At 71.8% G+C, this 26,610-nt stretch carries 29 protein-coding genes; 13 read left to right on the forward strand and 16 right to left on the reverse strand.

The features are described from left to right. Window positions 1-13 precede the first annotated feature (13 nt). The 4 genes from FXF65_RS16355 to FXF65_RS16370 form a co-directional block, all read right to left on the reverse strand. Entirely contained in the window at window positions 14-484 is a 471-nt protein-coding gene (locus FXF65_RS16355) for an STAS domain-containing protein (RefSeq protein WP_187412335.1), read from the reverse strand. 126 nt (window positions 485-610) lie between these two features. Next, window positions 611-1,273, reverse strand: a complete 663-nt coding sequence (locus FXF65_RS16360; RefSeq protein ID WP_148350821.1) for a sigma-70 family RNA polymerase sigma factor — start codon at window positions 1,271-1,273, stop codon at window positions 611-613. Between the two features lie 237 nt (window positions 1,274-1,510). Further along, window positions 1,511-2,539, reverse strand: a complete 1,029-nt coding sequence (locus FXF65_RS16365; RefSeq protein WP_246198801.1) for an SAM-dependent methyltransferase — start codon at window positions 2,537-2,539, stop codon at window positions 1,511-1,513. Further along, window positions 2,520-3,959 (reverse strand): tetratricopeptide repeat protein, encoded by a 1,440-nt coding sequence (locus FXF65_RS16370; protein WP_148350822.1) that lies wholly within the window; start codon window positions 3,957-3,959, stop codon window positions 2,520-2,522. Before FXF65_RS16370 ends, FXF65_RS16365 begins: the two co-directional genes overlap by 20 nt. 195 nt (window positions 3,960-4,154) lie before the next feature. Between FXF65_RS16370 and FXF65_RS16375 the strand changes: the two genes are divergently transcribed. Further along, window positions 4,155-4,622, forward strand: coding sequence for a Pycsar system effector family protein (locus FXF65_RS16375; protein WP_148350823.1), 468 nt, complete (start codon window positions 4,155-4,157; stop codon window positions 4,620-4,622). Here the strand turns inward: FXF65_RS16375 and FXF65_RS16380 are convergent. The 3 genes from FXF65_RS16380 to FXF65_RS16390 form a co-directional block, all read right to left on the reverse strand. Beyond that, window positions 4,612-5,325 carry a Crp/Fnr family transcriptional regulator gene (locus FXF65_RS16380; protein ID WP_148350824.1) on the reverse strand — a complete coding sequence of 238 codons (714 nt, stop codon included), beginning with the start codon at window positions 5,323-5,325 and terminating at the stop codon, window positions 4,612-4,614. The genes FXF65_RS16375 and FXF65_RS16380 overlap by 11 nt on opposite strands. 37 nt (window positions 5,326-5,362) lie before the next feature. Beyond that, window positions 5,363-6,328 carry a hypothetical protein gene (locus FXF65_RS16385; RefSeq protein ID WP_222868591.1) on the reverse strand — a complete coding sequence of 322 codons (966 nt, stop codon included), beginning with the start codon at window positions 6,326-6,328 and terminating at the stop codon, window positions 5,363-5,365. Window positions 6,329-6,572: 244 nt separating this feature from the next. Further along, the gene (locus FXF65_RS16390; RefSeq protein ID WP_148350825.1) at window positions 6,573-7,460 is read right to left on the reverse strand and encodes an NAD(P)H-binding protein; all 888 of its coding nucleotides are present in this window, start codon (window positions 7,458-7,460) and stop codon (window positions 6,573-6,575) included. Between the two features lie 45 nt (window positions 7,461-7,505). On the opposite strand from FXF65_RS16390, the gene FXF65_RS16395 reads away from it, so the two are divergent. Beyond that, on the forward strand, window positions 7,506-7,892 hold the full coding sequence (locus FXF65_RS16395; protein WP_222868592.1) for a MerR family transcriptional regulator: 387 nt from the start codon (window positions 7,506-7,508) through the stop codon (window positions 7,890-7,892). 25 nt (window positions 7,893-7,917) lie between these two features. Here FXF65_RS16395 and FXF65_RS16400 read toward each other — a convergent pair whose 3' ends face one another. Further along, on the reverse strand, window positions 7,918-9,165 hold the full coding sequence (locus FXF65_RS16400) for an alpha/beta hydrolase family protein (RefSeq protein WP_222868593.1): 1,248 nt from the start codon (window positions 9,163-9,165) through the stop codon (window positions 7,918-7,920). Window positions 9,166-9,346: 181 nt separating this feature from the next. Here FXF65_RS16400 and FXF65_RS16405 point away from each other — a divergent pair, with 181 nt between their 5' ends. Beyond that, window positions 9,347-10,549, forward strand: coding sequence for a sensor histidine kinase (locus tag FXF65_RS16405; protein ID WP_148350827.1), 1,203 nt, complete (start codon window positions 9,347-9,349; stop codon window positions 10,547-10,549). Beyond that, a complete protein-coding gene (locus FXF65_RS16410) occupies window positions 10,507-11,286 on the forward strand; it encodes a response regulator transcription factor (protein ID WP_246198803.1) in 780 nt (259 codons plus the stop codon). The genes FXF65_RS16405 and FXF65_RS16410 overlap by 43 nt, the downstream gene beginning before the upstream one ends. Window positions 11,287-11,294: 8 nt before the next feature. Here the strand turns inward: FXF65_RS16410 and FXF65_RS16415 are convergent, their stop codons facing one another. Together FXF65_RS16415 and FXF65_RS16420 are read right to left on the reverse strand one after the other, a co-directional pair. Beyond that, window positions 11,295-11,777: an SRPBCC family protein gene (locus FXF65_RS16415; RefSeq protein WP_148350828.1), complete on the reverse strand. Its 483-nt coding sequence runs from the start codon at window positions 11,775-11,777 to the stop codon at window positions 11,295-11,297. 2 nt (window positions 11,778-11,779) lie between these two features. Continuing rightward, complete coding sequence (locus FXF65_RS16420; RefSeq protein WP_222868594.1) at window positions 11,780-12,097, reverse strand: ArsR/SmtB family transcription factor; 318 nt, start codon at window positions 12,095-12,097, stop codon at window positions 11,780-11,782. Window positions 12,098-12,159: 62 nt separating this feature from the next. Here FXF65_RS16420 and FXF65_RS16425 point away from each other — a divergent pair, with 62 nt between their 5' ends. Both FXF65_RS16425 and FXF65_RS16430 read left to right on the forward strand, forming a co-directional pair. Further along, window positions 12,160-13,140 carry a threonine ammonia-lyase gene (locus FXF65_RS16425; protein WP_148350829.1) on the forward strand — a complete coding sequence of 327 codons (981 nt, stop codon included), beginning with the start codon at window positions 12,160-12,162 and terminating at the stop codon, window positions 13,138-13,140. Between the two features lie 158 nt (window positions 13,141-13,298). Continuing rightward, window positions 13,299-13,703, forward strand: a complete 405-nt coding sequence (locus FXF65_RS16430) for a hypothetical protein (RefSeq protein ID WP_148350830.1) — start codon at window positions 13,299-13,301, stop codon at window positions 13,701-13,703. 97 nt (window positions 13,704-13,800) lie between these two features. Here FXF65_RS16430 and FXF65_RS16435 read toward each other — a convergent pair whose 3' ends face one another. Then, window positions 13,801-14,406 (reverse strand): TetR/AcrR family transcriptional regulator, encoded by a 606-nt coding sequence (locus FXF65_RS16435; RefSeq protein WP_148350831.1) that lies wholly within the window; start codon window positions 14,404-14,406, stop codon window positions 13,801-13,803. A 63-nt stretch (window positions 14,407-14,469) separates the two neighbouring features. On the opposite strand from FXF65_RS16435, the gene FXF65_RS16440 reads away from it, so the two are divergent. The 4 genes from FXF65_RS16440 (at window position 14,470) to FXF65_RS16455 (ending at window position 18,643) form a co-directional block, all read left to right on the forward strand. Further along, entirely contained in the window at window positions 14,470-15,243 is a 774-nt protein-coding gene (locus FXF65_RS16440; protein WP_148350832.1) for an ABC transporter ATP-binding protein, read from the forward strand. Continuing rightward, on the forward strand, window positions 15,240-16,076 hold the full coding sequence (locus tag FXF65_RS16445) for an ABC transporter permease (protein ID WP_222868595.1): 837 nt from the start codon (window positions 15,240-15,242) through the stop codon (window positions 16,074-16,076). The genes FXF65_RS16440 and FXF65_RS16445 overlap by 4 nt, the downstream gene beginning before the upstream one ends. A gap of 72 nt (window positions 16,077-16,148) precedes the next feature. Beyond that, entirely contained in the window at window positions 16,149-17,960 is a 1,812-nt protein-coding gene (locus FXF65_RS16450) for an alkyl/aryl-sulfatase (protein ID WP_148351102.1), read from the forward strand. A 2-nt stretch (window positions 17,961-17,962) separates the two neighbouring features. After that, entirely contained in the window at window positions 17,963-18,643 is a 681-nt protein-coding gene (locus FXF65_RS16455) for a GAP family protein (protein WP_148350833.1), read from the forward strand. A gap of 15 nt (window positions 18,644-18,658) precedes the next feature. Here the strand turns inward: FXF65_RS16455 and FXF65_RS16460 are convergent, their stop codons facing one another. Beyond that, window positions 18,659-18,898: a hypothetical protein gene (locus tag FXF65_RS16460; RefSeq protein ID WP_148350834.1), complete on the reverse strand. Its 240-nt coding sequence runs from the start codon at window positions 18,896-18,898 to the stop codon at window positions 18,659-18,661. Between the two features lie 231 nt (window positions 18,899-19,129). Here FXF65_RS16460 and FXF65_RS16465 point away from each other — a divergent pair, with 231 nt between their 5' ends. The 3 genes from FXF65_RS16465 (at window position 19,130) to FXF65_RS16475 (ending at window position 22,286) form a co-directional block, all read left to right on the forward strand. Continuing rightward, window positions 19,130-20,344 carry a sensor histidine kinase gene (locus FXF65_RS16465; RefSeq protein WP_222868596.1) on the forward strand — a complete coding sequence of 405 codons (1,215 nt, stop codon included), beginning with the start codon at window positions 19,130-19,132 and terminating at the stop codon, window positions 20,342-20,344. Beyond that, window positions 20,332-20,988 (forward strand): response regulator, encoded by a 657-nt coding sequence (locus FXF65_RS16470; RefSeq protein WP_148350836.1) that lies wholly within the window; start codon window positions 20,332-20,334, stop codon window positions 20,986-20,988. The genes FXF65_RS16465 and FXF65_RS16470 overlap by 13 nt, the downstream gene beginning before the upstream one ends. A 119-nt stretch (window positions 20,989-21,107) precedes the next feature. After that, the gene (locus FXF65_RS16475; RefSeq protein WP_148350837.1) at window positions 21,108-22,286 is read left to right on the forward strand and encodes a serine hydrolase domain-containing protein; all 1,179 of its coding nucleotides are present in this window, start codon (window positions 21,108-21,110) and stop codon (window positions 22,284-22,286) included. A gap of 53 nt (window positions 22,287-22,339) precedes the next feature. On the opposite strand, the gene FXF65_RS16480 is transcribed toward FXF65_RS16475, so the two are convergent. The 4 genes from FXF65_RS16480 to FXF65_RS16495 all read right to left on the reverse strand — a co-directional run bounded on the left by FXF65_RS16480 (window position 22,340) and on the right by FXF65_RS16495 (window position 26,598). Next, window positions 22,340-23,551 carry an NADase-type glycan-binding domain-containing protein gene (locus tag FXF65_RS16480; RefSeq protein ID WP_148350838.1) on the reverse strand — a complete coding sequence of 404 codons (1,212 nt, stop codon included), beginning with the start codon at window positions 23,549-23,551 and terminating at the stop codon, window positions 22,340-22,342. Continuing rightward, window positions 23,548-24,060, reverse strand: coding sequence for a phage tail protein (locus FXF65_RS16485; RefSeq protein ID WP_222868597.1), 513 nt, complete (start codon window positions 24,058-24,060; stop codon window positions 23,548-23,550). Before FXF65_RS16485 ends, FXF65_RS16480 begins: the two co-directional genes overlap by 4 nt. Window positions 24,061-24,172: 112 nt before the next feature. Then, a complete protein-coding gene (locus tag FXF65_RS16490) occupies window positions 24,173-26,125 on the reverse strand; it encodes a putative baseplate assembly protein (RefSeq protein WP_148350840.1) in 1,953 nt (650 codons plus the stop codon). Continuing rightward, window positions 26,125-26,598, reverse strand: a complete 474-nt coding sequence (locus tag FXF65_RS16495) for a GPW/gp25 family protein (protein ID WP_148350841.1) — start codon at window positions 26,596-26,598, stop codon at window positions 26,125-26,127. The genes FXF65_RS16490 and FXF65_RS16495 overlap by 1 nt, the downstream gene beginning before the upstream one ends. Window positions 26,599-26,610 lie beyond the last annotated feature (12 nt).

Genomic DNA, 26,610 nt, shown 5'->3' on the forward strand with positions numbered 1-26,610 from the left:
TGTCGGTTTCTCATTACGCTCCGGTCTTCTCGACCTGAGCCGTGGGCCGGTGCGGGGTTCGTGCCCGTCCCGGCGCGGTCAATACGGCGGCCAGGGCCTGCCGCACCGTGTCGTGGACGGGAATGTGCTCGCCGAGCCGCAGCACCCCGAAGACGCGCCTGACCAGCGGAGGAAGGGCGGCGACCCGCACGGTGGCGCCGTTCCGGGCGGCGGCCAGGTGCGCGTCCAGCAGGATTTGGAATCCGCTGGAGTCCATGAAGGTCACCTCGGACAGGTCGAACACCACGTGCCGCGCACTTTCGGGTGGCGCGTGCCGTTCGCAGTAGGCACGCAATTGCGGCGCGGTGGCGAGGTCGACCTCACCGGCGACGGCGATCAAGGTGACCCGGTTCAGCAGGACACGGTGAACGAGCTGCAATTCGTCCGCCGACGCCTCCCAGGTACTGCGGTGGACGGTTCTGGTCATGGCCGCGTCGGTGGTCACTGTTCCTCCACTGCTTCTTTCAGGTTCGTTTTGGAGCGTCATCAACAAATGTCGTCGGAATGGGCGCGCCCGGGACCCGGGTGAGTCACTGGGCAGGTCCCTGGCCCGGTGCCCCGGGCCCGGGGATCACGCGACTCGGCAGCCGTGCGGGGCGGCGGGCCGTGCCGCGTCCGCGGCGAAGAGGTCTTCGAGGGGGGCGGTGTCCCCGGTCTGGGCGGCGTTGACGAAGACCGTCAGGAGGCGGCGGTGCTCGGCCCGGTCGATCGGCCCGCGCCGCCGCGCGGTCAGGCGCTTGCGGGCCCGGCTCACGAGCTGGCGGGTGTTGGCCTGGCCGAGCTGGAGGATCTCCGCGATCTGCGGATACGGGTAGTCGAACGCCTCGCGCAGGACGTAGGCGGCCCGCTCGGTCGGGGAGAGCCGCTGGAGCAGCAGCAGGAGCGCGAGTTCGAGGGCCTCTCCCCGCTCGGCTTCGAGCGCGGGGTCGGCGCCGGTGTCGACGGGTTCGGGCAGCCAGGGCCCGATGTAGGTCTCGCGCTGCGACCGGGCGGAGGTCGCGCTGTTGATGGCGAGGCGCGTGGTGACCAGCGCCAGGAACGCCGACGGGTTCGCGACGGCCGGACGGTCGGCGCGCTGCCACCGCAGCCAGGCGTCCTGCACGACGTCCTCGGCCTCGGCGGCGCTGCCGAGCATCCGGTAGGCGATGCCGAAGAGGCGCGGGCGCTCCCGGGTGAAGACGGACGCGGCCTGATCGAGGGAGCCGTCCACCGGCTCTGGCGCGTGGTTGGTCATGAACGGTCGTCCCTTCCGTCCGGCTGCCCGGTGCGGTTGCCGATACCGATCACGATCACCGGACCAGGGACGAAAGGGCACCAGTGAGCTCCCTAGCCCACCCCCCGGCCCCCACCCCCGGTCACGGGCACGGGCCCCGCCCGCCAGGGACACCCCCTGGCCGCGCTCCCACGACCACTCACGCGAAAGCGCCGCCCCGCATCCGCGGGGCGGCGCTCTAGGGCCAGGGAGATTCTTTTAGGGCTTTCGGGCTATGGCGCCGTAGCCGTTGACGTGGGCGGGTAGGCCGTTTTCGGGGTTGTCCGGGCGCCATTGGGTGATGGGGACGAGGCCCGGGTCCACCTTTTCCAGGCCGTCGAAGAAGCCGTCGAGTTGTTCGACGCTGCGCAGGATGTAGGGCAGGGTTCCGGAATCGGCGTATTGGTCGGTGCTCTGCTTGGCTGCCTCGGAAGTGTCGGTGCAGTCCCACAATGCCAGCAGGCTGCCCGAGGGGACGCCCGCCATGGTGTCGGCGACGATCTGCTTCGCGGTCTCGTATTCCTGGCAGAACCCGAGGACGCCCATGAACATCACCGCGATCGGCTGGCCGAAGTTCAGGACGTTCGCGGCCTGTTCGAGGATCTGCTTGGGGTCGTGGTAGTCGGCGTCGAGATAGTCGGTGACGCCCTCCGGGGTGGTTCCGCGCATTAACGCGCGTGCGTGGGCCAGGACCATCGGGTCGTTGTCCGTGTAGACGATGCGCGCCTCGGGTGCGACACTTTGGGCGACCTCGTGGGTGTTGGTCTCTGCGGGCAGACCGGAGCCGATGTCGAGGAAGTTGCGGATGTTCTCCTCGGCCGCCAGGTGCCGCACGACGCGGATCAGGAACGGGCGTGACGCCCGGGCCAGCGTGATGACCTCGGGGTTGATCGCGGCGGTGGAGTCGCCGACCAGCCGGTCGGCCGCGTAGTTGTCCTTGCCGCCCATCCAGTAGTTCCACGTCCGCGCCGGGGACGGAATGTCGGTCCTGAGCCGTTCGTGAGCGTACTGAGGCAGGTGGGGAGGAAATTCAGCGGTGGGGTCGCCGGAAGAATTTTCGGCAGGAGACATCATCGGCTCCTCGAAGGGGATTGACCGGTCGAGAGAATCTAACGGGCGATGCATCGCACTTCGCGCCCCTATTATGCCCTTCGCCGGGCCACTGGCGGCGGTTATGCGTTTGATCGTTCCGATCAAACGCAATGTGCGGGCTTTTGAACGCGGCGCCTCACCCGGGGTTGTGGTCACCGCTGATGGTGATGACGCGGTCATCGAGGTCGAAGAGCACGGTCAGCCGGTACGGGTCCCCCCGCCGCTCGCCCTGGATGCGGGCGGGCGTGTTCGCGACGATCCTGGCGTTGTCGCGCCCGAGGACGGCGGCGACCTCCGGGTGCTCCTTGGCGTTCGCGAACGGGCAGCGGACGGTGACGCGGTGCCCGTCCGCCGATTCGACGACGATGACGGCAGGCGACTCGGAGACCTCGAACCCGTGGCGTTCCATGAAGCCGCGAACCACCCGGTGCTGCTCCTCCGGCCAGACTTCGGCGGCGTGCGTGAGAAGCCGGGGAACGGCTAGCGGATCGAACGTCGCGGTCGGGATGCCCGGGTCGTCGACGGCCAGGACGAGACGCCCCTTCCCGCCGTTCACGGTGACGAGGCTGACTCCCTTGGCGCCGATCAGCGCGGCGGCGGAAAGGGCCATCGTGGACGCGCCCTCGGCCGGATGGTTGAACCGCGAGAAGTCCAGGTGGCCCTTGACCAGTTCGGGGAGCTGGTGCCGTTCACCGAATCCGCGAATGGTGCGCAGTTCCGCCAACGCGGGCAGGTCCTGGTCCCAGCTCGGGTTGTCCCATGCCCACAGCCAGCTTTGGGAGAGGTTGGAGAAGCTGCCGAGGACGGTGAGTCCGCGCAGGGTGCGACCGTCCAGTGTCACGGTCGCGGCCTCCGGGTCCCATTCGATGTGGTTCTGCGCGAAGGCGTCGTTGAAGACGTCCTGCTGCTGGATTCCGACGGCGGAGATCTCGCTCGCGAACGCCTGGAATTCCGGGCTGTAGAAGGTCGGGCCGTCCGGGAATCCGCTCCAGAACCGGGCCATGCGGTGCCGTCCCGCATTCGCGTAGATGTCGCCGAGCCTGCGCGCGGCCTTCTCGTTTCCGACGTCCAGCACCGCCCTGCGCAGCCACGCGACCCCCTCGTTCACGTCCTGCCGTGAGAGATGGATGTCCGCTAGCGCGTAGGCGGCGTCGGGGTGCTTGAGGTCGGCGGCGCGCCGCCAAGCGTCAAGGCGCTTTTCGGGTTCGCCCCGGTCCTGCCAGACGAACCCCAGGTTGTACGCGGCGATGGCGTTACCGAGGTCGGCCGCCCGGCCATACCATTCGGCGGCGGCGATCAGGTCGCCCTTCCCTTCGTCGTCGTAAATCGCCCCGAGGTTGGAGGCTGCCTTGTCGTTGGCTTCCAGTTCCCACGCACGCAGGTAGCACCGCTTCGCCTCGTCCACGTCCCCGCGCTCGCCCAGCAGGACTCCGAGGTTGAGGCAGGCGCCCGCGTGGCCCTTCTCGGACGCCTCTCGGAAACAGCGTTCCGCCTCTGCGGGGTCGTCCTCGCGTAGGGCGCGGAGGCCCTTCTCGAACAGGGCGGTCGCCTCTGCCGGGTGTCCGGCATCGCTCATGGGAGCACTCCCCGTGATCTCGTGTTCGCCGATCGTTTCGTAGTGACCGACGCCGAGAGCGGATCACCGGTTCGCCGCGAGCCGTTGCCGTGAGGTCGTCTACGTCACTCCGGCATTTGGCATTAGTACCCATTCTCGGGGGTGCCGGGCTGGTTCGCTGAACAGACGCGAGGCCCCCGCCGCTGAGGAGAGAACGTGGATTCCGAATCCATCGCTCATGACCCCGCACACGACGCGATGGTCGCCCTGAACGCCATGGGAACCTTCCAGAACTATCTGCAGCACGCCGACGCGAAGGTCTCCGTCCTCTACGCGGTGCTCGCGAGTTCGGCGGCGGCGATGCTGAGCGCGGCGGGCGACACGTCCGCGGTGTTCGCCCTCGTCTACCTGGCGGTGTTCCTCGGCGCGGGCGTCCACCTCACCCAGGCGATCCGGCCGCGTCTCAACGGCGAGCCCACGACCAGCGCGTTCGGCATCCTGGGGATCACCGAGCGGCTGCCCGCCGACGCCGTGTCCCAGCGGGACGAGGCGTGGGCGATGGCGCGGGCGCTCGCCGAGGCGGCCGCGCTGAAGCACCACCACGTCGTCCGGGCGATCCCCTGGACGGCGGCGTCCGTGGTGCTCGCCCTCGTCCAGGTCCTCTGGGGCGCGGTCAGCGGCTGACCATGGCGAACTCCCGCAGCCCCTCGAGGTCGGACACCACGACGCAGCGGTAGCCCGTACTGATCAGCCCGGCGCCGCGCAGTTGCTTGACGGCCTTGACCGCCGACTCCCGCGCGGCGCCGACCAGCTTCCCGAGCTCCTCCTGGGTGAGCTCGATCCCGAGGTTGACGCCGCCCGCGACCGGGTGGCCGTGCCGTTCGGCGAGCTGGACGAGCACCCGCGCGAGCCGCTGGTCGACGGGGTATCCCGCGAAGTCCAGCCGCCGCTGGTTGGCCCAGTCGAGCCGGTCGCCGATCATGGTCGCGAGCAGCCGCCACGCTTCCGGATTGCGGTGCAGGAAGCCCAGGAACCGCTCCTTCGGCAGCCGGTGGACGGCCCCGTCCGTGCACGCGATCACGGTCGCGGACCGGTCGGTGTCACGGATCGCCGCGAGCTCCCCGACCAGGTCGCCGCTGACCCTGACGCCGAAGAGGACCTCCGCGCCGTTGTCCAGGCCGCCGACGACCTTCACGCACGCCGGGGACTTGCTGCCCCGCGCCCGCAGCACCAGCACCTGGTCGGTGGACGCCCCCTGCGCCATCAACCGCTGTCCGGCGCGTACGCTCTGCTCGGGCGCGATCGCCAGCAGCTCGCTCTGGAGGGACGCCTTGAGCCCCGCCATGAACGTGCCGATCGGCCAGTTGTCTCTCCCCGCATCGCCCACATTCTTACTATCCCCGTCCGAGGCGGGGCGATGGGTGTCAAGTGGTGCAGTGTTTGTCGGTGTCGCGGCGTACGGTGGCGCCGGTGAACTCCTCGACGATGGCGAGGTTCGCCGGGGAGTAGTTCGTCGCGGTGATCTTGTCGGCGTCGGGGCTGCCGAGCTTGCCCGTGTAGGGCGCGGACCTGTCGAGCCAGTACGCGGTGCGCAGGAACTGGATCAGGACGAGTTCGCGGAGTTTCGGCTCGTTCTTGATCTGGGACCAGTAGTCGGGGTGCTTGTCCTTGGCGACCCGCAGGTAGAGGAGCAGGTAGCGGAGGTTGGTGGCGGCGATGTCGCGGGCGTTGCTGGCCCCGACGCCCTTGATGTACTCCTGCACGACGGTGACGGCGGGCAGCCCCATCAGCCCGGCGTTCAGTTCCGCGAGGACGCCCTGCAGTTTGTACTCGCCCTGCTGGGAGTCCCGCAGGTAGATGCCGTCCATGCTGTCGCTGAGCTTGTCGGTGATCAGCGGCAGGATCTCCTTGCGGGGGAAGCCGCCGTGCAGCGGGACGGCCGTCGTCTGCTGCGAGGCGTTGATCCAGGACGCTATTCGCACGTCCCACTGCGTCCGGGACGGATCCAGATCCCACATATGGGTCTCCTCGTGGATCGCCACCATCATCGACTCCGCGAAAGACTCGAAGCTCTTCGTGTTCACGAACTGGCTCCAGTACTTGTCGCCCGCCTGCGCGACGGCGAGTTTCTCCCCGCTGGGCCAGCGCCGCCGGTACATCTCCTGAAGGACCGGCATCCAGTTCGACGGCCCGAAACGGCCCTTGAGGTCGCTGACGTCGGCGGTCGGGGTCGAGGGCTCCCCGTAGCAGAACGGCTCGGCCGCGGCGGGACGGCCCGGCGGGGAGGCGGCACTGGACGACGAGGCACTGGACGACGAGGCACTGGACGAGGCGGCGGCCAGCGGGCCGGTTGCCAGCGACAGCGCGACGGTGGCGGACAGGAGGGTCAAACGACGGCCGGTACGTTTCACGGGAGACCTCGCTTCGGCAGAGCCGTGTCGGCCGCGCCCTGCTCCGCTAGGGGCTCCGTAAGGGCGCGACGCATGTCTGCCCGGCGATGGTATTTTGCGTCGTCCTTCTCCGCCTCTGTCGATTGCCGTGAATCGCGGTCAAGTAGGCTCTGAAACCGCAGCTCAATCCCGGCTCGTCAGAGCGTGCGGGTCTTGGAAATTCGATTCCACGCGGGACGTTGATTCAGGTTTCGTCCGGCCGGTTGAATTCGGCGGCGTGGTCGGCGGCCCATCCGGCGAACGTGCCGGGCGAACGGCCGGTGAGGCGTTCGACGTCGCCGCTGACGCGGGACGACGGCGGCCGCGACACGGCGGCGGCGATCAGCGCCTCGACCAAGGGTTCCGGACGGCCGTCCGCGAGCATCCGCGCTCGCGCGAGGTCGGCGGGGACCGGCTCGAATCTCAGCGGGCGGCCGAGGGCGGCACCGAGGCGGGCGACCATGTCGGCGCGGCTCAGCGCCTCGGGCCCGGTCAGCACGTACGGGCCTTGGTCTGGTTCGCCATGCGGCGCGAGCAGCACGGACACGGCGGCGTCGGCGACGTCGCGCTCGTCCACGACCGGCGTGGGCGCCATGTCCGGGCCCGACACGACGTCGCCCGCCCGCAACTGCGCCGTCCAGCCACGGGTGTTGGAGGCCAGCGTGTCGCTGCGCAGCACCACGGGACGGACGCCGCCGTCGCGGAGCAGGGCCTCCATGTCCGCGTGCACCTGGACGATGGGGTCGCTCTGGCGATCGGCGAGATCGTCGACGGCGGCCGAGGACACGTAGACGACGCGCGCCGTTCGCAGTTCCGCGACCAGCGGACGCGCCGGAGCGGAGTCGAGCAGCGGCCAGATGAGGAAGACGGCGTCGATCCCGATGAGCGCCTCGCGGAGAACGGCCGGATCCGTGAGGTCGCCCACCACCGGCTCGGCTCCGGGACGAGGGCTGCTCCGCCGCCGCTCCAGCGTCCGGACCTGCGCGCCGCGGCCGAGGAGCCGGGCGGCGACTTCGCGGCCGAGGTTGCCGCTCGCGCCCGTGACCAGGATCGATGGACGGCGACGGGTGCCGGTGAGGTGAGTGTCGGGCATGATCGGAACGGTAGGGGTTCAGGTCGACATGAAGGCAAGGCGCGCGTGACGAGAACGATCGGCAGGACGATCGGACAGGCCGCCGCGGAGCTCGGCGTCGAAGCCCACGTCCTCCGGCACTGGGAGGACGTGGGCGCGCTCGCCGTGCCCCGCGACGCCAGCGGATACCGCAGTTACGACGACCATGCGCTGGAGCAGGCGCGCACCGTCCTGAAACTGCGGCGGGTGGGGCTCTCGCTGCCCGAGATCACGGCCGCCATGTCGCCGAAGAAGGCCACGGCGCAGGCGGTCGTGAAGGCGAAGATCGAGGCGCTCGAAACGGAGGTCGTCCATCGGCGGCGGGCGATTTCATTTCTGCGGCACACCGTCGAATGCCGGCATCGGTATCTCGACGAGTGCCCGGACTGCGCGTCCTTCGCCCGCGAAGCCTGAACACCCTGAATTTGCCCGGAATTCGTCAGGGCTTGAGGCCGTCGAACCAGGTCAGGATCTCGGGAAGCGCGGCGCGCTTGGACGCCCCATGCGGCACGTCCCCGAAGTCGGTCAGCGGCGCCTCAACGCCGTTGGCGCGAAGAGCCGCGACGCAGTGCTTGGCGTTGAGGATGCTCACGTCCTTGTCACCGGTCGCGGCGTAAAGCCGGACGGGCACCCGCGGCTTCCAATCGGTGCAGGTGGTGTCATTGGAGCGAAGGGCGTTCAGCAGATTCCCCGTCGGCTCGGACGCCCACGCGATGAACCGCGGAGTGAGCAGTTCCTGCGGCGTCGCCGGAAGTGCCATCGCCACGTCGCGGTCGGTGTGCTCGCCGTCGAACAGGTCCTCCACGATCCCGGCGTACGGCTCGTTGAACACCTCGGACGGCTGCTCGTAGAAGTGGTGGATCCGGTTCAGCGCGGTCAGCGAATAGGCGAAATAGAGCGTGGCCCGCCTCGGATCCAGCGAATCGCCTGACAGTGCCGCCGGAATTTCCGCGTTCTGCACGTCGTACGCGCCACTGATCGGCGCGACGGCCGCCAGCCGGTAGTACGGAACCTGCCCGCGCTGGAGCGCCCGCGCCAGCCCCATCGCCGCCGCGCCACCCTGCGAGAACCCTGAGACCAGCACGCGGGAGCGAAGGCGCCGCTGCTGCTTCGCGGCGAACGTCCGGGCAGCCCGAAGCAGGTCCGCCGACGCGGTGACCTCGGACGACACGTCCCCGTACGGATGGCGGCCGGGCCCGAGCCCGAGACCGAGGTAGTCGGGCGCCACGGCGGCGTAACCGGCCGACCCGAAGAGGAACGCGTCCGCCCGCTGCTGCGGCTGGACGGACGGCGCCTGCGCCTTGGAGATCATCGTCCCGTGCTCGTACGCGACGACCCGCAGGTCGCGGCTGCCGTCGCGGGGCAGCACCACCAGTCCGCCGGCGGTGGTCGGCCGCTTGTCGGGCGCGATGGTGCGGTAGACGATCCGGTAGGCGTCCAGGCCGTGGCGCGCTCCGGCGGTGTCCGCGCCCGCCTGCGCCAGGTATTGGACGACCTCGTCCCGCGTCATACCGGCGACGGCCTCGGCTGAGACGATCGTCCCCCGCGCCGCACGCGCGTCCGACGCCGTGACGACTACACGTTCAGGTGTCTCCGCCTGGGCTTTCACGGCCCAGGTCACGGGCGCCGCGGCGGCTGTCAAGGCCGCGGCGGCCAGCGCGAAAAGTCGCATTCGGGCCCCGGTCATCGTTCTCATTCGCTGTCCAAACCCTTCGGGTCCTGGTTCTCGCATCGGTCAGATGGAGACGCTAAGAGAGCGTGATGGGACACGGCGTCGGCCCGGAAGACGGTTCTGAAATGGCCGGGGCAACCTTCGATGCGTCCCCGAGGAGGATCATCGGCGCCCTTTCGCCGAATAGCCTGCGGCAATGACGACAGCCCGGACGGCGGCCGTCCTGCGGGACGCGCGGCGGCGCCTCGCGGACCGGCCGAGGCTCGCCGACGCCCTGCTCGGCGGCGGCCTGACCGCGTTCGACGTCGCGGCGATCCTGGTCCGGGAGCCGCCGCCGGGCGCGGCGGCCGTCGCGCTGTGGGGAGCGCAGAGCCTTCCGCTCGTCTGGCGACGCACCCGTCCACTGGCGGTGCTGGCGGCGATGACCGCCGCGTTCGTCGCGTTCGAGGCGGCGCACGCCATTCCGCACACCACGCCGGGCCCCTATTTCCTCGTGTTCGCCGTATACACGGTGGCCCGCTGCGTCCGGTATTCGTCCAGCCTGGGTTGGACGGTGCTAGCAGCGACCGTCGTCATCGCGACTGAGCTGCTCACCCGGCAGGACGCGGCGCCGCGCCTGTGGTCGCTGGAACCGGTCAACGCGACGACGTTCGCCGTGTTCTTCGCCGTCGCCTGGCTCGTCGGCGCGGGCCGCCGCCGGATCGACGCCGACACCGCCCGGCTCACGCGGCTCAACGACCTCCTGCGCGCCGAGCGGGCGGAGAACGCCGAACGCGCGGTGCTCACCGAGCGGGCGCGCATCGCCCGCGACCTGCACGACGTCGTCGCGCACCACGTGTGCGCCATCGCCGTGCAGGCCCGCTCCACCGAGGAGGTGATCCAGGACGACCCGCGCGTCGCCCGCCGGGGCGTCGCGCTGATCGCGGACACGGCCGACGTCGCGCTGGAGGAGATGCGCCGCATCCTCGGCCTGCTCTCCGCGCGGGAGGAGGAACTCCGGCCCGAGCCGTCCCCGCGCGTGCTGGACGACCTCGTCCGGACGGCGGAGGCGGCGGGCTGCCGTGTGAAGGCGGTCCTGGACGAGGCGGCGGTCGGCGGCGCACCGGCCGCCGTCCAACTGTCGGCGTACCGGATCGTCCGGGAATGCGTGACGAACGCGATGAAACACGCCGGGCCGACCGACGTCCGGATCGAGATGCGGGTCGAGGCGGGGGCGCTGGTCGTCCAGGTCGAGAACGGGCCGCCGCCGGACGGGCACCGGCCCGTCCCCGGCTCCGGCCTCGGGCTGATCGGCGTCCGGGAGCGCGCCGCCGCGTTCGGCGGCACGCTGGAGGCCGGGCCGATCCCGGACGGCGGATGGAGCGTCCGGGCCACGCTCCCGATCGGCGGGCGGCCGTGACCGTCCGCGTCCTCGTCGTCGACGACCAGGACATGGTCCGGGCCGCGTTGCGCGCCGTCATCGACCGGCGGGACGGCCTGCACGTCGTAGGCGACGCGGCCGACGGGGAAAGGGGCATCGCGGAGGCGCGGAGGCTGCGCCCCGACGTCGTGGTCATGGACGTCCGCATGCCTGGCATGACCGGCGTCGAAGCGACACGTCAGATCCTCGCCGACTGGCAGCATCCGGAGCCACCGCCGCGCGTCCTGATCCTCACGACGTTCGACCTGGACGAGTACGTGCACGCGGCGCTTCGCGCGGGCGCGGCGGGCTTCCTGCTGAAGAACAGCCCGCCGGACCAGCTCGCCCACGCCATCCGCGTCATCGCGGACGGCGAGTCGATGCTCGCCCCGAGCGTCACGAGGCGGCTCATCGACACCTTCTCGGCACTGCCTCCCGGCATCGCGGACGGACGCTCCCGCCTCACGCCGAACCGCCCGCTCGGCAGGCTCAGCGAGCGGGAGATCCAGGTACTCGTCCAGGTGGCGCGGGGTCTGTCGAACGCGCAGATCGCCGTGGAACTCGGCCTGACGGAGGCCAACGTGAAGAGCCGCGTCAACCGCGTGCTGACCAAGCTCGGCCTGGCCAACCGCGTGCAGGCGGCGATCTTCGCCCACGAGGCCGGGCTCGTCCCGGCAGAGGAGCCGCCTCCCCGCCCGGACGAGCCCGGCCTCCCCGCGAACAACGGAAGGCCGTAGCCTCCGGCTCAGCCGGACTTGGCGACGAGGGCGGCGTACCGGTCCAGGTAGAGCGGCCAGCCCCCGTCGTTCTCGACGCCGTCGCGAACCGACTCCCAGCCGGGCCCGTGCCGGTCGAGGTGGCGGTGCTCCAGCTCCACGCGGGTGCGCTCGGGGGTCTCGGCGACGAACCGGACCTCGACCTCGCTCGTGTTGTCCGGCTCTGTCTCGACCTGCCACTGCGGGCTGATGTCCCAGCTGAACACCACGCGGTCCGGCGGGTCGTAGGCGAGGACGCGCGCCCACCGGCACTCGGCCCCGTCCTCGCCCCGGTCGTAGATGTGTCCGCCGACCTTCGGCTCGAACACGGTCTCGGCGATCGGCGCGCCGAGCAGGTTGTGCTCGGGCGGCTTGAAGTCGCCGAAGCGCGCGGTGAATATCTCGAAGGCCCGCTCGATCGTCGCGTCCACGACGATCTTCCGGCGGACCACCACGTCCGCTGCCTGAGTCATGATCACTCCTCGGTGGGTCGGTCGACGACGTCCTGGTAGCCGGTCAGCGCGCGGTCCCAGAACGTCTCGAGCTGGTCGCGCAGCGCCGCGAGGCCCGCCGGGTTCAGCCGGTACACCCGCCGCGTCCCCTCGGCGCGGTCGGTGACCAGCCCGGCGTCCTTCAGGACCTTCAGATGCTGGGACACCGCCGGCCTGCTGATCGGCAACCGCTCCGCCAGCTGGCCGACGGCCTGCGGCCGCTCGGCCAGGCAGACCACGATGGCACGCCGGGTGGGATCGCCCAGCGCCGCCCAGCCGGAACCGCTTCGGTAAGCATCCACGAACCGTAAGCTACGGCTTACGGTTGGAGCGTGTCAAGGAATCGTCGCTACGCTGCCGTACCGTGCCGCAGACGCGCCTCGACCTCGCCCGGATCCGGGCGGCCCGCCGGATGATCGACCCGCTCTTCCTCGACTCCCCGCTCTACCGCTGCGAGGCGCTGGAGCCCGTCCTCGGCTGCGCGGTGAGCGTCAAGCTCGAAACGGCGAACCCGGTCCGGAGCTTCAAGGGCCGCGGCACCGAGCTCGTCTCAAGCCTGCTCGCCGAGGGCGATCGACAGGCGGCGGTGTGCGCCAGCGCGGGCAACCTCGGCCAGGCCCTCGCCTGGTCGGGACGCAAGCGCGGGCTGGACGTCACCGTCGTCGCATCCCGGTTCGCGCCCGCCGCCAAGCTCGACCGCATCCGCGCGCTGGACGCGACGCTGGAGCTGGTGGACGGCGACTTCGACCTCGCCCGCGAGCGGGCGGCGGCCATCGCGCGGCACGACGGCGTCCGGCTGGTCGAGGACAGCCTGGACATCGAGACCTGCGAGGGCGCGGCGACCATCGGCCTTGAGCTGGTGGACGCCGTCCCGCGGTTCGACGCCGTCCTGATCGCGCTCGGCGGCGGGGCGATGGCCACCGGCGTCGGCCACGTGCTGAAGGCGCTGGCGCCGGACGTCGAGGTGATCTGCGTCCAGCCGGCGGGGGCGCCCGCGATGACGCTGTCGTGGCGCGGGCGGCGCGTCGTCACCACCGACTCGACCGACACGATCGCGGACGGCGTCGCCGGTCGTCGCCCCATCGCCGCCGTCCTGGACGATCTCCTCCTCGTCGCCGACGACGCCGTCCTGGTCGAGGAGGCGTCGATCGTCGCCGGCATGCGGCTGCTCCTCGACCACGCGGGGCTCGTGGTCGAGCCGTCCGCCGCGCTCGGCGTCGCGGCGGTCCTCGAAGACCGCGACCGCTTCGCCGGACGGCACGTGGCCGCCATCGTGTGCGGCGGCAACGTGGACATGGACGCTTATCGCCAGTGGGTGGGCATATCCACCCCTCACCGGGCTTGACAATTCAGCCATTCGGCCGACAAGCCCGAATATCAAGGCACCCGGCGCTCCGCGGGCACTGATCGTTGCCCTTCGGGCTGCCTTTCCGAGGCTTACCTCCCCACCACCGGGATGGAATGGTGAATATGCAAGAACATCCTGCGCAAAAGGAGAGTGTGATGCGCAAAGCAATCCTGGCGGGAGCTTCCCTGGTCGTCGCCGCCCTGGCGACGGGACCGGTGGCCGCCCCCGCCCTGGCCGCTCCCGGCAAGCCCGCTCCCGCCAAGGCCAACGCGTCGTGCGAGGCCAGGCTGTTCGCGGACGAGGTGACCGTCCGCGACCTGGGCCCGGACGGCATCGCCGCGGACGGCTGGTCCGTCCGCTGCTCGGCCGACAGCCAGGTGAGGGTGGTCATCGACTACGTCACGGGACGCCATGTCACCTCGGCGGCGAACGTCGCCGCCGGCGACCAGTGGCAGGGCCTCGACCTCACGCCGTCCCCCGACGGCCGCGGCACGAACGCCGTCGTCTCCGTCTACGAGGGCCGCGAACTCCTGACCCAGGAAGCCATCAACTGGGACTGATCCCACTGCCTACTGAAGATCATTGACCACGCCGAACAAGGGCCGGAAGAATTGCACGACCGGCCCTTGTTCGGCGTGGCATTACCGCATTCCCGCCTTACTCGGCCGGACCCGCGCCGCATACGCGGAGGGCGCTTTCCAGGAGGAGGGCCGAGGCCCTGGAGGTGGTCAGGCGGCCGGTGGCGACCTGTTCGGCGGCGGTGTGGGTGAGGCCGAGGACGGCGTCGGCGAGCCAGGACGCGGTGAGCCCGCGGTCGAAGTCACCGGTGCGCTGGCCCCGCAGGACGACGCGTTCGAGGCGGGCCGTGGCGGCGCGGTGGACGGCGTCGCCCTCCGCGCGGTGGTTCCGGGTGAGGGCCGGTTCGAGCAGCAGCGGGTACCGCCGGACCAGCTCCCAGCAGATGTCGAGGACCTGGCGGAGCGCGTCGGCGGGCGGGACGGCGTCCAGGTGCGTGGCGTCGAAGGCGGCGATGGTCTCGGCCGCCGCGTTGCCGACGAGCGTCGCGACGAGCGCGTCCCGCGACGGGAAGTGCGCGTAGACGGTCTGCCGGGTGACCCCGGCCGCGGTCGCGATCTCCACCATGCTCGCGTCCGGACGCTCCCCGAGCACGGCGCGGGCCGCGTCGAGGATGGCGTCGATGTTGCGCCGGGCGTCGGACCTGCGGCGGCGCGCGGGCGTGGAGGGGTCCAGGGTCTCGGCCATCGGAGCAAAGATACCCGGCGGTGAAAACTTGACAGCATGTAAGAGCTTGTTAATGTTGACAGCATGTCAAAGAACGGGGACGGCCTCGCGGTCGAGGCACACGGCCTGGTCAAGGTCTACGGCGACACCCGGGCGCTGGACGGGATCGACCTCGCCGTCCGGCGCGGCCAGGTCTTCGGCTTCCTGGGCCCGAACGGGGCGGGGAAGACGACCACGATCCAGATCCTGGCGACCCTGGTCCGGCCGGACGGCGGCACCGCCCGCGTCCTGGGGTTCGACGTGCTGCACGGGCGGCGGGAGATCCGGTCCAGGGTGGCGGTGACGGGCCAGTTCGCGTCGCTCGACGACGACCTGACCGGCTACGAGAACCTCGTGGTGTTCGGCCGCCTGCGCGGCCTGTCGCGGGCCGCGAGCAGGCGGAGGGCGGACGAGTTGCTCACGGCGTTCGACCTGACCGGCTCAGCCGGACGTCCGGTGCGCGGCTATTCGGGCGGGATGCGCCGCCGCCTCGACATCGGGGCCAGCCTCATCGTCACCCCCGACCTCCTCTTCCTGGACGAGCCCACCACCGGCATGGACCCGCGCAGCCAGATCCAGGTGTGGGAGCTGGTCCGCCGGATCGCGGCGGCCGGGACCACGGTGCTGCTCACCACCCAGTACCTGGAGGAGGCCGACCGGCTCGCCGACCGGATCGCGGTCGTCGACCACGGCCGGATCGCGGCCGAGGGGACGAGCGCCCAGCTCAAGGCCCAGGTCGGCGCGGGCACCCTGCACGAGGTGTTCTTCGCCCTCACCGGCGATCCGGCCGGCGCCGACCGCGCGGAGGCGGCGTCGTGAGCGTCACCGACTCCCGCGACGTGCCGGAGGCCGACCGGCTCGGCGGCCTGCTCGCCCCCGCCGGGCCGCCCCGCCGCGCCGGAGCGCTCGCCGCGACGGCGACCTTCGGCTGGCGGGCCATGCTCAAGATCAAGCACGAGCCCAAGCAGCTCGTGGACGTCGTCGCCATCCCGGTGGTGTTCACGGTCCTGTTCACCTACGTCTTCGGCGGCGCGCTCGGCGGGACGCCGGGCGAGTACCTGCGGACCCTGCTGCCCGGGACGCTGGTCATGGGCGTCGTGTCCTGCACCATGTACGGCGGCGCGCGCCTCGCGCAGGACGTGACCACCGGCGTGTTCGACCGGTTCCGCGCGCTGCCCGTGTGGCGCGGGGCGCTCGTCCTCGGCGGCCTGCTCGGGGACGCCGGGCGCTACCTGATCGCCGCGTCCATCTCGGTGGCCCTCGGCGTCGCCATCGGGTACCGGCCGGACGGCGGCGTGCCGGGCGTGGTCGCCGGCGTGGCGCTCGTCATCGCGTTCGGGCTCGCGCTCTCCTGGCTGTGGGCCGCGGTGGCGCTGCTCGTCCGCGACCCGGCCACCGTCATGAGCCTCGGCCTCGCCGTGCTGATGCCGCCGACGTTCGCCAGCAACATCTTCGTCCAGCCCCGGACAATGCCCGGCTGGCTCCGCGCGTTCGTCGAGGTCAACCCGATCAGCCATGTCGCCGACGCGGCGCGGGGCCTGATGAACGGCACCGGCGGCGCGGCGCCCGTCGCGTGGTCCCTCGCCGCGACGGCGGCCATCACGCTCGTGTTCGCCCCGGTCGCCCTCCACCTCTACGCCAGGCGGGCGTGACGCTGCGTCCGCGCGAAGAGCCTTTGCCAGCAGGGGGCTTTGGGTTGGTATGGGGCTGGACAAATGGACGTCATGGGAGATCTCGCCTTCACGGACCGGACGGATTTCGAGAACGCGGAGCGCGGCCTGCTCGGGTCGCTGTCGCCGGGGGTGGTCAGGGACGCGGGCGGACGGGTCGTGTGGGACAACGACGTCTTCGCCTTCCTCGACGCCCCCTGCCCCGACACGGCGAACCCGTCCCTCTGGCGGCAGTCGCAGTTGTGCGCCAAGCAGGGCCTCTTCGAGGTGACGGACGGCATCTACCAGGTGCGGGGCCTGGACCTGTCGAACATGACGCTGGTCGAGGGCGAGCGCGGGGTGATCGTGATCGACCCGCTCGTGTCGGTGGAGACCGCCGCCGCCGCGCTCGGGCTGTACCGGGAGCATCGGGGCGACCGGCCGGTGACCGGGCTTGTCTACACCCATTCGCACGTCGACCATTTCGGCGGCGCGGAAGGCGTCATCGAGGCCGGGAATCCCGACGGGGTGCCGATCGTCGCGCCCGCCGGATTCGTGGAGAACGCCGTCGCGGAGAACGTGTACGCCGGGACGGCCATGGCCCGCCGGGGCATGTACCACACGGGCGTCCTGCTGGATCGGGGCCCGGACGGAATGGTCGGCACCGGTCTCGGCCAGACCGCGTCGTCGGGGCGCGTCTCGCTCATCCCGCCGAACACGCACATCACCCGCACCGGGCAGGAGGAAGTCCTGGACGGCGTGCGAATCGTGTTCCAGTTGACGCCGGGAACCGAAGCCCCGGCGGAGATGAACTTCCATTTCCCGGAACGGCGCGCCCTGTGCATGGCGGAGAACGCCACGCACAACCTCCACAACATCCTGACTCTGCGCGGTGCGCTCGTCCGCGACGCGCGGGTGTGGGCGCGCTACCTGGACGAGGCGATCACGCTGTTCGCCGACTCCAGCGATGTGGCGTTCGCGTCCCACCATTGGCCGATCTGGGGACGCGACGCCATCGTCGCCTTCCTGTCGCAGCAGCGGGACCTCTACGCCTACCTGCACGATCAGACGCTCCGCCTGCTCAACCAGGGCCACACCGGCATCGAGGTCGCGGAGATGATGGAGCTGCCGCCCGCGCTGTCCAACGCCTGGCACGCCCGCGGCTACTACGGCTCGGTGAGCCACAACGTGAAGGCGATCTACCAGCGCTACATGGGCTGGTTCGACGGCAATCCCGCGCACCTCTGGGAGCATCCGCCGGTCGAGAACGCGAAGCGGTACGTGGAATGCATGGGCGGGGCGTCCAAGGTGATGTCGATGGCCCGCGACTACGCCGGCCAGGGCGATCTGCGGTTCGCCGCGACCCTTTACAACCATGTCGTTTTCGCCGACCCGGACAACGCCGACGCCAAGTCCGGGCTCGCCGACGTCTACCAGCGGCTCGGCCGGGGCGCGGAGAACGGGACGTGGCGCAATTTCTATATGACCGGGGCGATGGAACTGCGCGAGGGAATCAAGCCGGTCCCGATGAGCATCTCCGGCGGGATGACCGCCGGGCTGACGGTCGAGCAGGTCTTCGACTCGATGGCGATCCGCGTGAACGGCCCCAAGGCGTGGGACGAGCGCGTCACCATCGACTGGGACTTCAGCGACACCCGCGAGCGGTACCGGATGATGCTGTCCAACGGCGTCCTCATCCATCGGCGGGTGACCGGCGAACCCGACGGCGCCGATCTGACGCTCACGCTCGCCCGTCCGCAGTTGTTCGCGCTGATAGCGGGGAAAGGCTCGGAAGGCATCACCAGTTCCGGTGACGCGGGGGCGCTGCGCAGGCTGCTGGCCGTCATGGACGCGCCCGAGCCCGACTTCCCGATCGTCACCCCCTGACCGTGGGCGAGGTCATCGGAGACCTGCTCCCCCTCGCCGTCGGGGTGGCGATCAGCCCGATCCCGATCATCGCGGTGATCCTGATGCTGCTGGCGCCCCGGGCCCGCGACGCGGGCCTCGGGTTCCTCGGCGGGTGGGTGGCCGGGATCGTGGTCGCCACGACGGTGCTGGTGGTGATCGCGAACGCGATCGGCATGACGGACACGTCCGGGCAGCCCAAGACGCCGGTGTCGTGGATCAAGCTGCTGCTGGGCGTGCTCGTGCTGACGCTGGCCGCCAAGCAGTGGACCGCGCGTCCCGGACCGGGCGCGCCCGCCGAGCTGCCCGCCTGGATGAAGGCGATCGACAGGCTGACCCCCGTGAGATCCGCGTCGCTGGGGGTTCTGCTGTCGGCGGTGAACCCGAAGAACCTGGTCATGTGCGCCGCCGCCGGAATAGCCATCGCGCAGGGCGAGCTGAGCATCGGCGGCGAGGTCGTCGCGGTCGCCGTCTTCACCGTCATCGCGGCGTGCACGGTCGCGATTCCCGTGGCCGTCTACGTCACCGACGCCGAACGGATGCGCGGGCCTCTGGACTCGCTGAGAGCGTGGCTGGAGCAGAACAACGGCACGGTGATGTTCGTCCTGCTGCTGGTGATCGGGGTCGTCCTGGTCGGGAAGGGCCTCTCCGGCCTCATCGGCTGACCGGCACGTTCCCGGTCAGCCGCGGCGGTTCCGGTAGTGGTGGACGATGAGGCACGTCGCGCAGGCCATCGTGGCCAGCCCGAACGCCGTGTCGACGACCATGTTCGCGTCGAGCCTCGACAGGACCATGTCGGCCGCGGCGAAGAACACGAGGAGCACCCACAGCACCGGCCGCACGGCCCTGCTCCGCGCGCTCGGGGACGCCCCGCCGGCGGCCGGGGTGGTCGCCTCCGACCGACCGTGAGGATCATTCATCTTTTTTCTCCGAGTACGGGGTGACGATCGCCGCGAATCACTCTAGGAACTACGAACGCGGCGAACGATCCAGCCTTCCCGTCCACGTTGGTATAGCAGGCTGTACTCCTGCCCCGCCCTTCGGGCGATTTCCGACTTGTCGTCTTAAAGTCAGGGGGCGCGAGGAGGGTGCGGATGGTGGCGGGCAGGCCGGAGCCGGCGGTTCCCCGGTATGCCGGGCATGGTCTCGTCATGCGCCGCGCCCGCGCCGTCCTCGACGCGCTGGAGCATCTCGTCGGCGGGCTCGGCACCGCGCTGCTGGCGTTCGTCGCGATGGCGTGGGTCACCTCGGTCGCGGTGCTGTGCCTCGCCGGGGTCGGGCTGCTGCTCGCGCCGAGCGCGCTGCGCGGCGTCCGCGCGGTGGCGTCCCGGGAGCGGGCCCGGCTGTCCCGCTGGGGCCCGGAGATCATCGGGCCGGGGCCGGTGCCGTCCCGGCTCAGCGCCGCCCTCGCGGACCCGGCCGTCCCCCGCGAGCTGTGCTGGGTGCTCGGGCACGGGACGGCGGGCCTGCTGTTCAGCGCGGCCGCCATCACGATGCCGGTCGCGTCCGCGCAGGACATCACCTACCCGCTGTGGTGGCGGTTCCTGCCCGCGCAGAACCGCGAGCCCACCGGCGTGTTCTGGACGGTCCGCGACTTCTCCGACGCCCTGCCGGTCACCCTCCTCGGGATCGGGCTGGCGCTGGCGTTCGTCCTGCTCGGCCCGGGGATGGCCCGGTTGCAGGCGTGGCCGGGACGGCGGCTCCTCGCGCCCACCGACGACACCGACCTGTCCCTGCGGGTCGCGCAGCTGTCGGCGACCCGGGCCGCCGCGCTGGACGCGCACGCGACGGAGCTGCGGCGGATCGAGCGCTCGCTGCACGACGGCGCGCAGAACCGCCTCGTCGGCGTGACCGTGCTGCTCGGCGCGACCCGGCGCGCCCTGGCGCGCGACCCGGCGAGCGCGCCCGCGATCCTGGAACGCGCGCAGGTGGCGGCCGAGGAGGCGCTGGCCGAGCTGCGCGCGGTGGTGCGCGGCATCCTGCCGCCCGTCCTGGACGACCGGGGCCTGACCGGCGCGCTGACCGGGCTCGCGGCGAACTGCGGCGTGCCCTGCGAGGTGGACGTCGACATGCCGGGCCGGTGCGCGGCGTCGGTCGAGGCGACCGCGTACTTCGTCACGGCGGAGGCGCTGACCAACGTGTCCCGGCACAGCCGGGCGCGGCACGCGCTGGTGACCGTCCGCCGCGACGGCCCGCGCCTGCGGCTGCGGATCGAGGACGACGGCGTCGGCGGCGCGGACGCGCGCCGCGGCTCCGGCATCGCCGGGATCCGCAGCCGGATCGAGGCGCACGACGGGCGACTCGTCCTGACCAGCCCACCCGGTGGGCCGACGATCTTAGAGGTGGAGCTCCCATGCGGATCGTGATCGCCGAGGACGACCCGCTGCTGCGCGAAGGGCTGGCGTTACTGCTGCGCGCCGAGTCCTTGGACGTGGTCGCCACCACCGACTCCGCCGACGCGTTCCTCACGGCCGTCGACGACCACGAGCCGGACACCGCGATCGTCGACGTCCGGATGCCGCCGACCCACACCGACGAGGGGATCCGGGCGGCGGTCGAGGCGCGGCGGCGGCGTCCGGACCTCGCCGTGCTCGTCCTGTCGGCGTACGTCGAGCAGGCGTTCGCGACGGAGCTGCTGCACGGCGGCGCCCGCCGGGTCGGCTACCTGCTCAAGGAGCGCGTCGGCCGCGTCGAGCAGTTCCTGGACGCGCTGTACCGCGTCGCGGGCGGCGGCACCGCCATCGACCCCGAGGTCGTCGCGCAGTTGCTCACCCGCACCCGCTCCGACTGCGCGCTGGAGCGGCTGACGCCGCGCGAGCTGGACGTGCTCGCCCTGATGGCGGAGGGCCTCGGCAACACCGCGATCGCGGAGGGCCTCGTCGTCACCGAGGGGGCCGTGCACAAGCACATCCGGAACATCTTCGCCAAGCTCGGCTTGGAGCCCACCAGTGGCGCGGACCGGCGCGTCACCGCCGTCCTGCGCTATCTGGAGGCCAATTCCCGGAGCTGAACCGGGCGGATGGTGGGGCTGGCTACACCCCATTTCTGGGGCCGCGCTGTCTCGTTCCGGCGGCGGCGAGTGGAGATGCTTTGTGCATCCGAGAAAACGCCACTCGCAAGGAGCTCCCGATGGTTTCTCCCATCAAGTCGAAGATTCCCGTTTTGCTCGCCGCGCTCACCGTGTTCGGCGGAACCGTCGCGGTGGGCGCGCCCGCTCTGGCCCGTACGGAAAAGGGCGGCGGGGCGCCTGGCAATTCCGCTGTTCGGGCGAAGATGGACGCTCTGGTGCGCGACGGGTTCCCTGGCGTGCTCGCCGCCGTCCGGGGGCGGGACGGGCGCGCCGCCGACTACGTCGCGGGCGTCGGCGACCGCGCCACGGGCGCGAAACCACCGGTGAACGGCCATGTCCGGATCGCCAGCAACACCAAGACGTTCACGGCGACGGTCGTCCTGCAACTGGTGGGCGAAGGGAAGGTCGGGCTGGACGCCCCGATCGAGAAGTACCTGCCGGGCCTCGTCCGCGGCAAGGGAATCGACCCGAACAAGATCACAGTGCGGAACCTGCTCCAGCACACGAGCGGCATTCCCAACTACTCCCAGGACCTCGACCCGAACGCCTTCAACACGCGCGACGTCTACCGGGAACCGCGCGAACTGCTCGACATGGGGCTCCAGCACCCCGCCGATTTCCCGCCCGGCGCCAAATGGGAGTACAGCAACACCAACTATGTGATCGCGGGGCTGCTCGTCCAGAAGGTGACGGGACGTCCGATCGGCGAGGAGATCACCAATCGGATCGTCCGGCCGCTCGGGCTGCGCGACACGTACTGGCCGCAGGTCGGGGAGCGCGGCATCCGCGGACCGCACCCGAAGGGCTACGACGCGGCCAAGCCCGGCGGTCCGCTGCGCGACATCACGAGGCTCGACCCGTCCGCGGCCTGGGCGGCGGGGCAGCTCGTCAGCACCCCGCGCGATCTGAACCGCTTCTTCGGCGCGCTGCTCGGCGGCCGGTTGCTCCGCCCGGCGGAGCTGACGGAGATGAAGCGGACCGTCCCGGCGCCGGGCGAGACGCCGGGCGCGTCGTACGGCCTCGGCCTCATGAAGGCGCCACTGTCCTGCGGCGGCTACCTGTGGGGCCACGGCGGCGACATCAACGGCTACGAGACGCGCAACGGCGTCACCACGGACGGGCGGGCCGCCACAGTCGCGGTCACCGCGCTGCCGAGCGCGATCAGGACGACGGAGGACGAGATGATGAAGGTGCACCAGCACGTCCTGGACACGCTGGACACCGCGCTCTGCTCCTGACCCTCCCGCAAGGCGAAGCTCCCGGCGCCCCGGCGGCCGGGAGCTTCGCCTTGTCAGAGGTTCCTGACGGTCGATCGCGTGAAGAACTCGACCTCCGCTATGCAGACCTGCCGGTTGGGCGCGGCGCCGTAGGCGGAACGGATGGTGAGCCGGACGCGGACGACGTTCTCCCCGCGCAGCTTGAGCTTCTGCGGGCCGGGAGCGTCGTCGAGGCGCAGCTCGGTCGTCCTGCTCATGCCGTCGGACGAGAAGACCGTCGCGTCCAGGATCTGCGGGCGGGCCTGGGTGGCGTACTGGTCCGGCTGCTTCGAGACACCCGGGGTAATGATCACGTTGAGCAGGCGGCGGGGCTGGACGAACGACGCCTCCAGGAAGACGCCCTGGCTGCCGCCGCCGAAGCCGGTCCCCCAGAAGGTGTTGCTGAGGCCGTCGACCGCGAGCTGCGGACCGTGCTTCGGGTCGGTGTGCGACGCCTTCGCCGCGTTCGGCGGGGCGGGCGCCCGCTTGACGAAGTGGTCCACGACGCCGTTGGCCACGTCGTCGGCCTTCACGACCGCCGTCCCGACGACGGCCACGCCCGCGAGGACCAGCACGGCGGCGGTCAGCAGGTTGCCGGGCCCGCGCCTTATCCGCGGCCGCTCCCCCGCCCACGGCACCTCCCGGTTCCGGTCGCCGTGGACGAGCCGCTGCCACCAGGTGCGGGTGCGGAACCCGTCCTTGTCCGCCGCCGCGAGCGGCATCGCGCACTGGCGGCAGAAGTGCCGGTCGGGCGGGTTCAGCGTGTCGCACCAGGGGCACGGGACGCCGCCCGTCATCTCCGGGCCCCGCGCCCGCATCCGCGGGCGGGCCGCCTCCGGACGTCCCGGCAGCACGGGCGCCGGGCCCGCGGGAGGGGGTTGCGCCGGGGTCTCCGGAGTCACCGGGATCAGCAGGCGCCGGGCCCGGTCGTCCCGCGCGGGCGGCCGCCCCGGCAGCGGTGCGACCCGCCGGTCTGGCGGAGCCGCCTCCGGCGGCCCCGCGGGCGGGCGCGGCAGGCTGGCGGGCCGTTGACCGGGGGCGCCGCGCGGCGGGGCCGGTGGGAGGGGCCGTTCGATCCGCGTGTCGGGCGGCGGGGGCGGCGGTTCCGCGGGCGGCGGCTCGTCGGGGGCGGGCAGGGGGACGCCGTGGGCGGGCGTCCAGTTCAGCACCGCGCCGCAGCGGTCGCAGAACGAGCCGCCCTGACCGGTGGCCCCGCAGTCCGGGCAGACTCCTCCGGGGGACGTCATTGGGCCGCTCCTTTCTCCAGGACGTGCACGGCATAGGGGACGTGGGCGGGACGGACCGCGCCGACCAGCGCGTCCAGCCGCCGCGCGTCCACCCGGGACGGGTCGGGGACGCGCAGGATCACCTCAAGGCGCGGCGCCGCCTCGCCCGGGAACGCGCCGAGCGGCCGTTCCGACCAGGTCGCGCCGCCGCTCTCGACGATCTCCGGCGCCACGCCGAACGCCATCAGGACGGCCGCCGCGACACCGTGCCGGGTGCCGCGCAGACGGTGCAGGCCCGTCGCCTTCGCGACCGCGTCCCGGGCCTGCTCCTCGGGCTCGTCGCCCCGCAGCTCGGCGCCGACCCACCCGGCGAGCCAGCCGACGAAGTCGGCCGGGGCGAGCGCGGGCGAGAAGTACGCCTCCATGTTGTCGAGGACGGCGAGCAGCGGCGCGAACAGATCGTCGAGCCCGGCCACGAACCGCTGGGCGAGCTCGTCCTCCGCGAACACCGACGGCAACCGCTCCCCCAACGGATAAGCCGACCGCACCCCATCAACCCCACCCCTCAAGACGCCCTGCCTTCCTGGGGGGCGCCCCCCAGACCCCCGAAGGGGGAGCGCCGTGATCCTCGCTTCGCTCCGGTCACGACGCTCCTCCCCTCACCCGAATTTTGTGGTCGTAGGAGAAGACCAGGGCGGAGGGGTCCAGGTCGATGCGGTCTACGGCGTCGCCGCGTTTGCCGGTCAGAGGGTCGGCGGCGTGCAGGCGGACCTCGTCCACGAGTTCCACGCCCGGCACCCGCTGCAGGACGGCGAAGATCTCGCCCGCCTGGAGGGGGCGGCCGAACTGCCAGCCCTGGCCGTCCGCGCCGCCGGTCAGCGGGTCGAGGTGGGCGTAGAGGGCGTCGAGCGAGGCGCGGCGGACGGACTCGGCCTCAAGGGTCCCGAAGGCGTGCACCGTCGCGACGACCGTGACGCCCTGGTAGAACGGCGGGCCCACGGCGAGCCTGACCCCGATGGGGCGGCGGTCGTCCAGGTAGCGGGTGACGCGGCGGAGCAGGTCGTCGCCGGGGACGAGCTGCTCGAACCGGAGCCGTCCGTCCGTGTCGGCCACGGCCTGCGGCACCACCAGGACCCGGACCGCGCCCGCGCCCGCGTCGTCCACGGGCAGGCAGCGGATCCGGGCCGTCTCGGGCGCGGCGCGGCGGGCCAGTTCCTCGTAGTCGCGGGCGGTGACGGCGCGGTCCTGGGCGCGGAGCGCGACGGGGGTGCGGCGCTTGGCCTCGTCGAGGGTCTCGGCGTCGACGCCGCCGCGCGCCGCCTCCCGGTTCTCGACCTGCGCGACGTACGGGATCGACGTGCGGAGCACGCTCAGCGCGCCGCGCGCCACGTTCCCGGCGCGGCCGCCGCCGGTCCGGTAGCGGCGGGCGCGTAGCACCGCGCCCTTGTCCGGGACGGCCCCGTACTGCCGGAGCAGCCCGTCCGGGGCGCGGACGGCCGGGCCGAACGAGACCTCGCCGGTCGCCGCGTCCAACCGGAAGTGCCGGTCGTCCGGCCCGGACGCGGAGAAATGGTCGACCACCTCCCATTCCTGCCAGCCGTCGCCGTCCGACAGCTCCAGGACGAGCGGCGGGTCGCCCGCCACGACGGGCGCGTTCTCGGTCCGGAACCGCTCGCCGGGGACGCCCGCGGACTCGCCGAGCGTCTCGTCCCGGACCGTCTCCGCGTGGACGGCGCCGGTCGTCCCGCCGACCGTGGCGGCCTCCGCGTCGCGGACGGTCGGCGACACCGAGTAGAACGGCTGGCCGGGCAGCGGCTCGGTGACCCGGCAGCGCAGCCATCCCGCCTCGTGGACGCCGAGCCGCGACATGACGTGCCCGTCCGGGACGTGCAGCACGACCTCCCCGGCCCGGTTGAGCCCGCCGGTCCCGTCGGAGGCGACCTCGCACTCCCGCCAGCCCTCGCCGGTCCACGCCTCCCAGCGCAGCGGCGGCTGCCGCGGGTCGACGCCGACGCCGTCGACGCGGCTGTCCAGCCTGATCATCACCGCGCAGGACGGGACGGCCGCCGACAGCCCGAGCGCCAGCACGTCACCGGGCCGGGGCACGGCGGAGAAACACGCGAAATCCTCTCCGGAGCGGACGTCGGCGGTGTGGTCGGCGACGGTCCCGCCGTCCGGCTGCGCGATCACGGCGGACAGCTCGCACGGCACGACGCGCAGGTCGCGCTCGGTGGTGAACACGACGGCCTCCTCGTGCTCGGTGCGCAGCGTCGCGATCTCCGCCCCGGCGGGCAGCACGACGTCCTCCTCCTGCGGCGCGGACAGCCAGAACGTCACGTCCGTGCGGGCGGCGGCGGGCGGCAGCAGCGTGACGCCGAGCAGGTCGAGGAACGCCGCGTAGTTCTTCTCCGGCACGCGGTTGAGCCGGTACACGAGCTGGTCGACCATGTGCGCGACGGTCTCGATCAGCGTCACGCCCGGGTCGGAGACGTTGTGGTCGGTCCATTCCGGGCAGCGCTGCTGGATGTAGCGCTTGGCGTCGTCCACGAACTGCTGGAAGCGCCGGTCGTCGAGGTTGGGCGCGGGCAGGGGCATCAGGTTCCGCTCTCGAAGGACGGTCGGCGGCCCGGCAGGGATGTCGCGTCTGTTGCGTCCGCCTCATCCGCCGGGTCGTCGTGGGACGGGATCACATAGAACGGGAAGACCAGGTTGCGCGGGTTGTTCGTGCCGCGGACCTCGTACCGGACGTCGATGAACAGCACCGCCGCGTCGTCCGGCGCCACGCTCACCCGGACGTCGGCGACCTCGATGCGCGGCTCCCAGCGGTCCAGGCTGCCGCGCACCTCGTAGGCGATGCGCCCGGCGGTCTCCTCGTTGACGGGCGCGAACACGAGGTCGTGGATCGCGCAGCCGAACTCGGGCCGGGACGGGCGCTCGCCCGGCGCCGTCGCGAGCACCAGCCGGATCGCCTCCTCGATCTCCCGCTCCCCGGTGACCAGCACGATCCCGCCGGACGCGCTGACCCGCATCGGGAACCCCCAGCCCGCGCCGACGAACTGCTCCCCCATCGAAATCCCCCC

Origin of the sequence: Actinomadura syzygii (genome assembly GCF_008085905.1) — a bacterium.
Lineage (GTDB): Bacteria > Actinomycetota > Actinomycetes > Streptosporangiales > Streptosporangiaceae > Spirillospora > Spirillospora syzygii.